The sequence below is a fragment of the Micromonospora alfalfae genome, assembly GCF_022230925.1.
GTDB classification, from domain to species: Bacteria; Actinomycetota; Actinomycetes; order Mycobacteriales; family Micromonosporaceae; genus Micromonospora; species Micromonospora alfalfae.
Window position 1 is genome coordinate 106116 of record NZ_JAKKFH010000022.1, and the last position, 11120, is coordinate 117235.

12 protein-coding genes and 1 pseudogene are annotated in these 11120 nt (G+C 73.2%); 6 read left to right on the plus strand and 7 right to left on the minus strand.

The genetic code is table 11. The features are described from left to right. Positions 1 to 118: 118 nt before the first annotated feature. On the minus strand, positions 119 to 832 hold the full coding sequence (locus MED01_RS18755; protein WP_238669857.1) for a TetR/AcrR family transcriptional regulator: 714 nt from the start codon (positions 830 to 832) through the stop codon (positions 119 to 121). Between the two features lie 86 nt (positions 833 to 918). On the opposite strand from MED01_RS18755, the gene MED01_RS18760 reads away from it, so the two are divergent. Beyond that, entirely contained in the window at positions 919 to 1782 is an 864-nt protein-coding gene (locus tag MED01_RS18760) for an NmrA family NAD(P)-binding protein (RefSeq protein ID WP_238669858.1), read from the plus strand. Positions 1783 to 1938: 156 nt separating this feature from the next. Continuing rightward, positions 1939 to 2415, plus strand: a complete 477-nt coding sequence (locus MED01_RS18765) for a hypothetical protein (RefSeq protein ID WP_238669859.1) — start codon at positions 1939 to 1941, stop codon at positions 2413 to 2415. 12 nt (positions 2416 to 2427) lie between these two features. Here the strand turns inward: MED01_RS18765 and MED01_RS18770 are convergent, their stop codons facing one another. Next, on the minus strand, positions 2428 to 3411 hold the full coding sequence (locus tag MED01_RS18770) for an AraC-like ligand-binding domain-containing protein (protein WP_238669860.1): 984 nt from the start codon (positions 3409 to 3411) through the stop codon (positions 2428 to 2430). A 103-nt stretch (positions 3412 to 3514) separates the two neighbouring features. Between MED01_RS18770 and MED01_RS18775 the strand changes: the two genes are divergently transcribed. Continuing rightward, positions 3515 to 4090, plus strand: coding sequence for a maleylpyruvate isomerase N-terminal domain-containing protein (locus tag MED01_RS18775; protein ID WP_238669861.1), 576 nt, complete (start codon positions 3515 to 3517; stop codon positions 4088 to 4090). A 3-nt stretch (positions 4091 to 4093) separates the two neighbouring features. Here MED01_RS18775 and MED01_RS18780 read toward each other — a convergent pair whose 3' ends face one another. Then, on the minus strand, positions 4094 to 4633 hold the full coding sequence (locus MED01_RS18780; RefSeq protein ID WP_238669862.1) for a GNAT family N-acetyltransferase: 540 nt from the start codon (positions 4631 to 4633) through the stop codon (positions 4094 to 4096). Between the two features lie 32 nt (positions 4634 to 4665). After that, complete coding sequence (locus MED01_RS18785; RefSeq protein ID WP_238669863.1) at positions 4666 to 5154, minus strand: DnaJ family domain-containing protein; 489 nt, start codon at positions 5152 to 5154, stop codon at positions 4666 to 4668. 229 nt (positions 5155 to 5383) lie between these two features. Between MED01_RS18785 and MED01_RS18790 the strand changes: the two genes are divergently transcribed. Beyond that, positions 5384 to 6034, plus strand: coding sequence for a LysE family translocator (locus tag MED01_RS18790; RefSeq protein ID WP_238669864.1), 651 nt, complete (start codon positions 5384 to 5386; stop codon positions 6032 to 6034). 9 nt (positions 6035 to 6043) lie between these two features. Here MED01_RS18790 and MED01_RS18795 read toward each other — a convergent pair whose 3' ends face one another. From MED01_RS18795 to MED01_RS18805, 3 genes are read right to left on the minus strand one after another with little or no spacing between them, the layout of a single operon-like run. Then, positions 6044 to 6868, minus strand: coding sequence for an SDR family NAD(P)-dependent oxidoreductase (locus MED01_RS18795; RefSeq protein WP_238669865.1), 825 nt, complete (start codon positions 6866 to 6868; stop codon positions 6044 to 6046). After that, on the minus strand, positions 6865 to 8205 hold the full coding sequence (locus tag MED01_RS18800) for a flavin-containing monooxygenase (RefSeq protein ID WP_238669866.1): 1341 nt from the start codon (positions 8203 to 8205) through the stop codon (positions 6865 to 6867). The genes MED01_RS18795 and MED01_RS18800 overlap by 4 nt, the downstream gene beginning before the upstream one ends. Before the next feature lie 55 nt (positions 8206 to 8260). Next, the gene (locus MED01_RS18805) at positions 8261 to 8908 is read right to left on the minus strand and encodes a TetR/AcrR family transcriptional regulator (RefSeq protein ID WP_238669867.1); all 648 of its coding nucleotides are present in this window, start codon (positions 8906 to 8908) and stop codon (positions 8261 to 8263) included. Positions 8909 to 8965: 57 nt separating this feature from the next. On the opposite strand from MED01_RS18805, the gene MED01_RS18810 reads away from it, so the two are divergent. Then, a complete protein-coding gene (locus MED01_RS18810; protein ID WP_238669868.1) occupies positions 8966 to 10324 on the plus strand; it encodes an MFS transporter in 1359 nt (452 codons plus the stop codon). Between the two features lie 26 nt (positions 10325 to 10350). Further along, positions 10351 to 11120, plus strand: a pseudogene (locus MED01_RS18815) (hypothetical protein); the annotation flags it as partial.

Below are 11120 nucleotides of genomic sequence, written 5' to 3' on the forward strand. Positions count from 1 at the left end.
GGGGGAGCACCCACATCGCTACAACGTTCATGGGTCTCACCTCCTCGGGCCGTGTCGCGGTCACCTGCAACCTATCTCCCCCGGCGTGATCCCGTCGACTTGTTTCTCCGCCAGGTGATCATGGTGCTCGGTGGGTCAGTGATCGGTGCAGCCACTCGGCCATCAGCGCGCGTTCGGCGGCGGTGAGCCCCGGGAGGTCGGGCAGCACCGTCGCGAAGGTCACCGCGACAGCGTTCGCGGTGGTGTCGGGGGTCGCCGGAGTCGTGGTCAGGATGCTGGTGAGCACGGCATCGAGCATGGCCTCGCCCAGACCGAGGTCGCGCTGGTCGGCGGGCATTCCCAGCAGGGTGAGGATGGTGCCGTTGCCCGCCGAGTGGATCATCAGGAGCGCGCGCTGCTCGTCGACCCGGAGCAGGCCGGCCGCGGCGAGTCGCCGGACGCGGCGGCGGAGCACGTCGAGGCCGGCGACAGTCGCCGGCGAGGGTGCGCCGCTCCCCCGGGCGGCGATCAGCGCGTACAGCTCGGGGTTTGTCAGGCCGAACTCCACGTGCGCGCGCCATCCGGAGCGCAGGCCCGCGACCGGCTCGCCCGTCTCGACGTCCGCTGCGACCGATTTACCGCTGACATAACTGGCCATGACGTGCTCGGCGACGGCGTCGATGAGACCGTCCTTGTCGCCGAACAGGCGATAGATGGTGGGTGCCTGCACACCGGCGGCCTGGGCGACGGCGCGTGTCGTGACCGCGTTCGCACCCTTCTCGCGCAGCAGTTGGGTCGCCGCCGCGACGATGCCCGCACGGACGTCGTCGCGGGTGTCCTGCGTCGTCACCATGGACCAATGCTAACAGCGCCTTGTTATCTCTGGAATATCAGTGCTAACGTTCCCGCCGTAACGCCGATAACAAGGGAGTGTTCATCATGTTCGTCGTCACCGGTGCCACTGGTCAGCTCGGGTCCCAGATCGTCGACCGGCTGCTCGACCGGCTACCACCCGACGCCGTGGGCGTGAGCGTGCGCGACGTCGACAGGGCCGCCGGCCTCGCGGAGCGTGGGGTTCGGGTGCGCGCCGGAGACTTCACCGACCCGGCCACCCTGGAGCACGCCTTCGCGGGTGCCGACAAGGTTCTCGTCGTGTCCGCCTCCATCCGCGGCCACGCCGCGATCGCCGCGAACCGCGCCGCCATCGACGCCGCCCGCGCCGCGGGAGCGAACCGAATCCTGTACACCAGCCACCAGGCCGCCTCCCGGGTCTCGCTCTTCGCCGCCCAGCCAACCCACGCCGCGACCGAGGAGCACCTGGCCGGGTTGGGGGTTCCCTTCACCGCCCTGCGCAACGGGTTCTACGCAAGCACACTCAGCCTCTCCATCGGCACGGCGCTGGAGACCGGTCAACTCGTGGCGCCGGCGGACGGCCCGGTGTCCTGGACCGCACATGCCGACCTGGCCGAGGCCGCAGCCGTCGCCCTCACCGAGGACGGCGTACTCGACGGGGTCACGGCTCCGCTGACCGCGCCGGAGATGCTCGACCTCGAAGCGGTGGCCGCCATCCTCAGCGACATCACGGGCCGTACCGTCGAACGTGTCGTCGCGGATGACGACGAGTGGCGGGCGTCCGCCATCGCCCGAGGCATGCCCGAGTCGGCGGCCGACTTCACTCTCGGCATGTACCGCGCGGCGCGCGCAAAGGAGTTCGCCGTAACCGATCCGACGCTGGAGACAGTCATCGGCCACCGCCCGACCCCGGTTCGCGCGGTGCTCGAGACCATCGTCGCCCAACGATGAGGACCCGTCCCGGCCCAGGGGGTCGTCAGCGCAGCATCGCCCGGGTCATCCGACGGGTGGCGACGTACATCGCGGCGAGCAGGGCGCCGAGGGGCCCAGCCCTTACGCCGGCGCGGATTTGACCCTCGACCGGGTTGAGGCCCAACCATCGGCGACATGACCGACCACGCGACCGCCGACAGCACAATGACCCGCATCATCGAGGCCGTGCAGCTCGGCCAGAGCGGCGCGCCTGACCGGGCGCGTGAGCTGCTCACCGCCTTGTGGGACGAACTCGGCCCCACCGGCGACGCCCTGCACCGCTGCACCCTGGCGCATTACCTCGCCGACCTTCAGGACACCACCGAGGCGGAGCTGACCTGGGACGAACGTGCCCTGGCCGCCGTGTCCGACCTGACCGACGAACGCGCCCAGCGGTATCTGCCCTCGCTCCAGGTCCAGGCGTTCCTGCCGTCGCTGTACCTCAACCTGGCCGACTGCCACCGCCGCCTGGGCAACGCCGGTGTGGCCCGGGAGCACCTCGCCCGAGCCCGCGAACACCTGCTGCTGCTACCGGACGACCCGTACGGCGAGAGCATCCGCGCCGCGGTCCGGGACTTCGTCGAGGACGATCCGACCGACCGCCGACGGTAGCGGTCGGTCGGGTCACCGGCCCTGGCGTGCGACGCCCGCGCGGTACTCCTGCGGCGAACGTCCGTAGTGGGCACGGAAGAGGCGGCTGAAGTGGGCCTTGTCCGGAAAACCCCAACGGGCGGCGATGGTGTGGATCGGCTGCCGCAGCAGCGGGTTGCCGAGATCACGCCGGCACTGCTCCAGGCGCTTGGTGCGGATGAGTTCGGCAACGGTCGTCGCCTCCGCCTCGAACAGGCGGTGCAGCGACCGCGGCGAGATGTGGTGGGCGGCGGCGACGCTGCGAGGGGTGAGTTCGTCGCTGTCGAGGTGGCGGTCGATGAAATCGACGATCCGGGCCCGCAGTGCGGTGTGCCGCGCCTCCGGTGACAGGGTGTCCTCGATGTCGAGGTACTGAGCGAGCGCGGCAGTGAGCAGGTCCACCGCCACCCCGCCCAGGATCTCGGCCTGGGCCGGCTCGAACTGCTCCGGGTGTGCCGCGATGCTGCGCAGGTGGTGGACCAACAGCCCGCCGACGCCCAGATGCGACGGTATCGGCGTGGCCAGTAGGCGGCGGAGCCGGTCCGAGGCCAGTGGCAGCGCCGCGTGCGGTATCTGCACGGTGATCGTGGTGGCGAGTCCAGGGCCGTCCGCGTAGTGCCGGGCGACGTGCGGCCGCGCGGTGTCCAACAGCGTGAACTGGTTGGCGGCTTCCAGCGTGGACTCGGTGCGGTCCTGGATCAACGTGCTGCGTCCCGTCAGTGGGAGCGCGAGTTGGTACACATCCCCCTCGGCGCGGCGGACGAGTCTCGTCGGCCGGATCGAGTCCAGCGACGGGTAGCGCAGCGAGGTCATCCGAATGCGGCCGAGATCGATGGCCTGCGCGTAGGCCACGAAATTGTCCAGGTGGCCGCTGCTGATGTGCGCTGGCGCCGTCTCCTGGGCGACCAGGGCATACCAGAACGCGAACCGGTCCGCCGGGGGCAACACAGTCGTGTCCACCACCATGTTGGGCAACATTCCGCTCGCCTCCCCCCACATGCGAGGATGGATTCTTGCATGCCTCGATGCCCATTACCCACGACGAGATTCCCACGCCCGGTGCTGCCCGGTGGGTTGGCGAATGTCGGCGGTGACCGGCGCCGACGTGCGGGAGGCGGCCGAGGAGATGACCCGGGTGCTGCTGCCACACCGGGAACGCGACTGGTCGGCGCCGGCCGGCTCGCTGAGCTGGAGCTGCTGGACCACCGCGGCGCACGTCGCGCACGACCTCCTCGCGTACGCGGGGCAGGTCACCGGCCGTCCGGATGACGGCTATCTCCCGTACGACCTGCGGGTCTCCACCGAGGCGAGCCCGACGCAGGTGCTCACAGTGGTGCGGGCCTGCGCCGGTCTGCTCGCCGCCGCCGTCGACGCGGCCCCGTCTGACACGCGCGCCTGGCACTGGGGCCCGTGCGATCCGACCGGGTTCGCCGCCATGGGTGTGGCCGAGACCCTGCTGCACACGTACGACATCACCCTCGGCCTCGGTGTGCGGTGGCAGCCGCCGCAGCGGTTGAGCGCGCTGGTGCTGCACCGACTCTTCCCGGATGCCCCGCCCGGGGCGGTACCCGAGGTGCTGCTCTGGTTGACCGGGCGCGGTGAGCTGCCGGGTCGGGACCGGCGCACGTCCTGGAGTTGGCACGCCAGGGTGGACTGACGACTAAGCGTGCAGCGAGTGCCGGTGGCCGTCGAGCGGGAAGGGCGGCCGGGCCGGCAACACCTCCTGGAACGCGAAGCCGCACTTCTGCGCCACCCGGCAGGACGCGACGTTGTCCACCTGGTGCAGCAGGTCGAGACGGGCCACCTCAGGGAACCGGTCGAACGCCCAGCGGCTCAGCGCGGTGACCGCGCGCGGGGCGACGCCGCGACCGCGTGCCCACGACGCCGTCCAGTAGCCGACCTCCGGGGCCGGGCGCTCCGGCGTGACCCCCTTGAGCACCACGTTGCCCACCAGCCGGTCGCCGTCGGCCTGCTCTTCGATGACGGCGAAGGTGTACCGCCGGCCGTCGGCCCAGTCGCGCAGTGCGCCTTCCAGCCACCGTCGGGCCTCGGCGGCGGTGGTCACCGGGGCTCTGGTCCAGCGGCGCAGGACCGGATCCCGGTACGCCTGCACGAGCTCATCCAGGTCGTCGGCGCACCAGGGACGCAGTGCGACACCCGGCGTCGAGGGTGTGTCGGGCGTCCGCGATTCGATCAGCATCGGCACAGTCTGCCGTGGTCATGGCCGGGGAGTCAGCCCCGACGGCGGCGCCACAGCTGCCACCAGGTGCGGCGCGGGCGCGACGGCTTCACGACGGTCGCCGGTCCGGTGACGGTCGAGGTGAGCTTGGGGCGGGCCCGTTCGGCGCGCCAGCGGCGCACCACGTCCTCGGTGTTCACCGGGCGCACCGCGACCCGGGGACCGTCGTCGGGGAAGCGCAGCCACGACACGATCTGCACGTTCAGCTGCCCCACGAAGTCGCGGACGGACTGCTCGGTGGGCAGGTCACGGACCTCGTCGGGGACCTGCTCGATGCGCCGGCGCAGTTGCAGCGACGTGGGCAGGAGCAGGTCGCTGGGGAGTGCCTCGCGCTCCAGGAAGCTCTTGATCCACCACGCCTCGTCGTACGGCGCCCCCCGACCGGGGATCGGCTTGCCCATGCCGGGCAGGGCGTCGAACTCGCCGCGCTGAACGGCATCCTGGATCTTCGCCTCCACTGACGCTTCCCACGCCTCGGTCACCGTGCGGCACCTCCCTGGCCACCGTAACGCGCCGCCTCCGGCCGGCGACACGCACTTGCCAGGGGTCAGCGCGTCCGCCACGGTGAGCATTCCCGCCGGTGCCGCTGCCGTTGCACCGAACGCGAGTGGATCACCCCGGATCGCAGGCCACGGCCTGCCAGGTGGCCCTGGGGTGGGATGTTCATCCCGATTACGGTCGGTGTGAGGACTACCGAGCGGGGGAAGCGTCGTGGTGGGTACTGGTGCACTGCTGGGCATCGCGCTGGTGGCGTTGGGGCTGGTGCTCACGCCCGGCCCGAACATGGTCTATCTGGTGTCGCGCTCCGTGGCGCAGGGCCGTCGTGCCGGGTTGGTCTCACTGCTCGGGGTGGCCGCCGGCTTCGGCGTCTACCTGGCGGCGGCGGTCGCCGGGCTGGCCACCGTCTTCGTCCTGGTGCCGACGCTGTACGCGGTGGTGAAGCTGGCCGGCGCCGGCTACCTGCTCTGGCTGGCCTGGCGGACGCTGCGCCCGGGTGGGCACTCGCCGTTCCGGCCCGCGCCGCTGCCGCCGGACCGGCCCCGGCGGCTGTTCACCATGGGCCTGATCACCAATCTGCTGAACCCGAAGATCGCGATCCTCTACGTGTCGCTGCTCCCGCAGTTCATCGACCCGACGCGGGGGCACCTGGCCACGCAGAGCCTGCTGCTCGGTCTGACCCAGATCGTCGTGGCGCTGAGCGTGAACGCGCTGATCGTGCTCAGCGCCGGCTCGCTGGCCGGGTTCTTCGCCCGCCGACCGGTGTGGTTGCGGGTGCAGCGGTGGGTGACCGGCACCGCGCTCGCGGCGCTGGCCGTGCGCATCGCCGCCGACCGCTCGCGCGCGGCGGTCGCCACGCCCTGACCCGGGCGGTCAGCGGCCCCGGTGGCGGTCGAGCATCCCGGCGGCCAGCGGCGCGGCGTCCAGGTCACCGGCGGCGAGCCGGGCGGCGAGGGTACGGCGTACCAGCCGGTCGGCCAACGCGGGCGCATGCCGGCCGACGGCCATCTCCAGCCGGCCGCGGGCGGTGGTCGCCACGTCCCGGGGCGCCCGCCGGGCGGTGGCGGTCCGCAGGATCGCCGCGACCACCCCTTCGACGGGCTCGGGGCGCGACACCCCCCGCAGGGAAAGCCCAGCCTCGGCGGTGCTGTCGTGGATTGGGGAGGCGACCATGCTCGGGTAGACGACGCTGATACCGACGTGGGTGCCCACCTCGTGGCGCAGCGCGTCGGCGTAGGCGACCACTGCCCGTTTGCTCACCCCGTACGCGGCGGCGAGCGGCAGCGGCAACACCGCCATCCGGCTGGCCACGAAGATCACCCGTCCGCGTGCGGTGACCAACGGCGGCAGCGCGGCGGCGGTGGTGCGCCAGGCGGCGAGGAGGTTGACCTCCAGTTGCCGGCGAACCACCTCGTCGGGCGGCAACTCGGCCGGCGCGGGACCACCGACCCCGGCGTTGTTGATCAGCAGGTCGAGCCCGCCGAGCCGGTCGACGGCGGCCCGAACCGCCACCGGTACGGCGTCCGGGTCGGTCAGGTCGCAGCCCAGCACCGGCACGTCGTCGTCGGGACGGGCGTGCAGGTCGAGCCCCACCACTCGGGCGCCGGCCGCGCTCAGCGCGGCGCCGAGGTGGCGGCCGAAGGTCCCGCTCGCCCCGGTGACCAGCACCCGCCGACCGGCCAGTGATCGGCCGCTCACCGGGGTGCCCCCGTTGAGGGCGCCGCGCCGGAGCGGGCGCGGCGGGTTCCGGCGGTCAACTCCCGGGCCAACTCGGCCAGGTAGACGTCGAAGTCCACCCGCATCGCCGGGCGGCGCTGACCCCAGCGGGCGGTCGCGGCCCGCAGTTCGGCCCGGCAGGCGGCGCGCTGTCGCTCCGGGTCGGGCAGCGCGTACCGGCCGGCGAGGTGCGCCGCGATCAGCTTGGCCTGCGCCTCGACCAGGGGAAACGCGGAACCGGTGGACTGCATCAACCCGACGAAGCTCAGCCCTGGGGCGTCGGGGTGGAACACGTGCCGGTACAACGGCAGGGTGTCGGCGCCCCCGGCGAGCAGCGCCGGGTCGAGGAACGGGACGTCCACCCGGTAACCGGTGCACCAGATGATCAGATCGACGCTGTCGCTGCGGCCGTCGGTAAACTCCACCCGGTCGCCGTCGAGGGCGGCGACGCCGGGTCGGGCCTCGACGTCACCGTGGGTCAGCCGCGACAGCAACCCGTCGGAGAGCGTCGGGTGGTCCTGTAGGAAGCCGTGCGTCGGCGCGGGCAGCCCGTAACGGGTGGGGTTGCCGACGGTGGCGCTCAGCATCGTCTGGCTGATGCGTTGACGCAGACGCCACGGCAGCCGGCGGGCCAACGCCCCGTTGAGGGTGTCCGAGGGGCGACCCAGCAAATACTTCGGCACCACCCAGACGCCCCGGCGCAGCGACAGCAGGGTGCGGGTGGCGGCGTACGACGCGTCGACGGCGATGTCCATCGCGGAGTTGCCGCCGCCGACGACCAGGACCCGCCTGCCGGCCAACTGTTCCGGGCCCCGGTAGTCGTGGCTGTGGATCTGCTCGGCGGTACTGGTGCCGGGGTAGCCGGGGTCGGGCAGCCGGGGCACCCGGTTGTGCCCGTTGGCGACGACCACCGCGTCGACGGTGACCTCGACCGGGCCGCTCGGGCCGCTGGCGGCCACCGTCCAGGTGCCGTTGGGGTGCTGGGTGACCCGCTCGACGGTGTGGCGCAGCCGGATGGTGTCGGCCAGCCCGAAACGCGTGGCGTAGTCGGCGAGGTAACCGGCGACACGACGGTGGTCGGGGTAGTCGGGCCAGTCGGTGGGCATCGGGTGGTCGGCGAACTGGGTGCGACCACGGCTGGTGTTGAGGTGCAGCGTGCGGTACGCGGGCGAGTCGGGCGCCCCGTAGACCCAGAGGCCACCGACCTGCGCGGCGGCCTCGAAGCCCACGGTTGGCACGTCGGCGTCGCGTAGTGCCTTGATCGCGGCGAGGCCGGCGGCGCCGGCCCCGATCACCGCCACCCGCTGTGGTACGCCCATTGCCGCCCCCATTAATCCAACGTCCGATGGATAATCGTCGCGCGGCGGCGGCCCGTCAAGGGGTCGGCGATCCGTACAGCCCGTCGAGCAGGCGGTGCACGAACGCCCGGAACTCGCGCCGTTCCCGAGCGCCGGGCGCGCCGGCGGCCAGCGCCACCACGTGCCCGTGCGTCGCCCACACCAGACTCCGCACGGTGATGTGCGGGGTCGGCTCCGCCAGCGCCCCGGTCGCCGCGGCGGCGGTGAGCAGCTCCGCGACCAGCCGGTACAACGGGTCGGCGTAGCGCTGGTCGAGCTCGGCGTGCCGCTGCGGTTCCAACCAGCGGCGCAGCCACAGCGCTGTGGTCTCGGGGCGGTCCTCCAGGAAGTCGACGAAGACGTCGACCAGCTCGTGCAGGGCCCTCAGCGCCGCATCCGGACCGGCGTCGAGAGCGGCACGGGCCTGCGCGGCGGCCTCGGTCAGCACGTCCCGCTCGGCGGCGAACACCCGGGCGAAGCACGCCTCGTAGAGCGCTGCCTTCGTACCCGTGTGGTGCGCGACAGTGGCGACGTCGACCCCGGCGGCGGCGGCGACCTCCCGCAGCCCGACGGCGTCGAAGCCCCGCTCGGCGAAGAGCGCTGTCGCCGCGGTGAGCACCACCTCGCGGGTCGGCCGGGTCTCGTCGCGGCGGGGCCGGCCCGGGCGGCGGCGGGGCATGGTCATGGCCGCCATTCTGCCCCTAGAATCCAGCAACTGTTGGATTGCGGAGAGGATGCGGCGATGACCGGGCTGGACCGGCGGCCCGCGGCCGCCACCGACGAGACGCTGCCGCGCGGCCCGCTGGCGGGCTTCGCGGCCGGCTCGCTCGGCATGGGTGTCTGGGTGACAGTGCCCGGCCTGCTGCTGCTCTACTTCCTCACCGACGTGCTGGCCGTCGGGCCGTGGCTGGCCGGACTGGCGCTGCTGCTGCCGAAGATCGCCGACGTGCTGCTGCACCCCTGGGTGGGGCACCGCGCCGACGTCGAGCAGACCCGACGCGGCGACCGTCGTCGCCTGCTGCTGCTCGGCTGCGCCCTGCCGGTCGCGTTCGCCGCGCTCTTCGCGGTGCCCGGCGGCCTGACCGGCGCGCCGGCCGCGGCGTGGGTGGCGGTGTTCTTCATCGCCGGCAACCTGCTCTTCGCCGCCTACCAGGTCCCCTACCTGTCCACACCGGCCGACCTGCGCATCGGCTACCACGAACGCACCCGGCTGATGGCGTTCCGGATGGTGGTGCTGACCCTGGGCATCCTGGTCTCCGGGCTGCTGGCCCCGTTGCTCACCGGCGGCGACGCCGCGACGCGGGACGGCTACCAGCGGATGGGCGTGGTCCTGGCGGTGGGGATGCTGGCGGCCATGCTGGTCGGTGTCGCCGGCATCGCCCGGCTGCGCGGGTCCGCCCCGGTCAGCACCGCTTCCGGGCACGGCGGGTGGCGGGCGTTGCGCACGGCGCTGCGCGACAGGCAGTTCCGGTGGCTGGTCGCCGCGTACCTGGCGATGTCCACCACCACCCACCTGGTGCTCGCCGGGGTGCCCTACTACGCCGAGTACGAGCTGCGCGCCCCGGGCCTGACCACGGTGCTGGTGGCCGCGTTCGTGGCGCCGGCGCTGCTGGTCACCCCGGCCTGGCTGGTGGTGGCCCGCCGCGTCGGCAAGCAGCGGGCGTTGCTCGGCGCGCAGGGCGCGTTCGCGATCGGCTCGCTGGTGTTGGCGGTGGGCCGACCGGCCGGCCTGCCGGTGCTGGTCGCCGCGGTGGCGGTGCTCGGGGTGGCGTTCGCCGGCATGCAGCTGCTGCCGTTCTCGATGCTGCCCGACGTGATCCGCGCCGCCAGCAACGCCGGCAGCACCGGGGCCGGCACCTACACCGGGGTGTGGACGGCCACCGAGGCCACCGGGGCGGCCCTGGGCCCGTACGCGTACGCGCTGTGCCTGACAGTGGGTGGTTTCGTGGCCTCGACCGCCGGTGAGTCACCGGTGCAGCCGGACGCCGCGCTCGCGGCGGTCCGCTACGGCTTCGGGTTGCTGCCGGCGGTGGCGATGCTCGCGGCGCTGCTGCTGCAACGCCGCTACACCCTGGACGCGACGGCCCGGGCCGCGAGCTGATCGGCCGGCACTAGACTTCGCCCTCGATGGACGCCCAGCCCAGCACCACCGAGACCCGCCCGTGCGCCCACTGTGGAGCGCCGGTGCCGCAGCGTGTCGGCGCGGGTCGACCGTTTCGCTACTGCCGCGACAACGACGGCGCCTGCCAGCGCGCCTCCCGCAACAGCCGGATGCGCCACCGCAACGCCCCCGGTCTGCCCGGGCAGGTGGCCCGCACCTGGGAGGCGGTGGACCGACTCGACCAGATCGTCGAGACGTTGACCGAGTCGCTGCACGCCGAGCTGTCCCCGGTGGGTGTGCAGCGGCAGCTCGCACAGGTCCGCGCGGAGGCCGCCACCGAGATCGCGGCGGCGCAGACTGAACGCGACGAGGCCCGCGACGACGCCGAGACCGCGGCGGCCGACGCGGCGCGCGCCCGCGAGCAGGCCCGCGGGGCCCGCGCCGAGGCTGACGACGCCCGCCAGCGCGCCGAGCTGGGGCAGCGGCAGGTCACCGCCGCCGACGAGCGGGCGCGGCACGCTGAGGCCGCCCGCGACCAGGCGCGCCACGATGCCAGCGCCGCCGAGGCGCTGCGCGCCCAGGCCGAACGCGACCGCGACCAGGCCCGGGCCGAGGCGCGGGACATGCGCACACAGCGTGACGCCGATCGGCAGCGGGTGGCCGACCTGGGCGTGGAACGCGACGCGCTGCGCGCCGAGGCCGAACGGGCCAGCCGCGCCGCCGCCGAGGCGACCGAGCGGGCCGGGCGGTGGCAGGCCGAGGTGCAGGACGTCCGGAGACCGGAAGAGCGGCGGGG